Here is a 735-nt window from a genome sequence, read left to right as displayed (position 1 = left end):
AGGGGTTAACGGCATCGCACTTGGCCTATGTAATCTATACCTCAGGTTCAACAGGCCAGCCGAAGGGGGTGATGGTTGAACACCAGAGTGTACAAGGGCTCACAGCAGAAATGAGGACATGGTTTGAGGGGACTCCTCGTGTGGGATGGTGTGCTAACTATGTGTTTGACGCCTCTATACAAGGGATAGCGTATTTAATCAGTGGCCACACCGTGGTGGTGATTGATGAGCAGCGTAAAGTTCAACCTCAACAATTACAACACTACATTCGTGAGCAGAACATTACCCTACTCGATTGTACACCCAGCCTACTACAGTTTTGGTTAGACAATTGGCAAGGTTTTACACCGCCTCATTTATTGGTTGGGGGGGAAGCGATTTCAAACGGACTGTGGTGTAGGCTCAATGGGTTAGTCGAACAAGGCGTGGTAATCTACAACGTATATGGCCCTACGGAATGTACTGTCAACAGCACAGTAGCAAAGATCAGCGGTGAATTGGTCCATATTGGTAAGCCGCTTAACTATACACAAGCGTACATACTGAGTGCAGACGGGTTGACATTGACGCCATTTGGCACACAAGGTGAGCTCTACTTAGGTGGTGATGGGTTAGCAAGAGGGTATTTAAACAGACCTGAACTGACAGCTGAGCGCTTTATTGAAAATCCTTTTTATGATGCTTCACACCCACATAGCTCAGCGCGTTTATATAAAACTGGCGACTTGGTACGCT

Annotated in this window: 1 protein-coding gene; it reads left to right on the top strand. The window is 47.1% G+C overall.

The window, feature by feature from the left end:
* Positions 1 to 20 precede the first annotated feature (20 nt).
* A partial coding sequence (locus tag A587_RS24425) for an AMP-binding protein (protein ID WP_232288113.1) occupies positions 21 to 735 on the top strand: 715 nt, incomplete at its 3' end.

Source organism: Pseudoalteromonas sp. NJ631 (genome assembly GCF_000276645.1).
Classification (GTDB): domain Bacteria; phylum Pseudomonadota; class Gammaproteobacteria; order Enterobacterales; family Alteromonadaceae; genus Pseudoalteromonas; species Pseudoalteromonas piscicida.
This window is presented reverse-complemented; position numbering and strand designations above follow the sequence as displayed.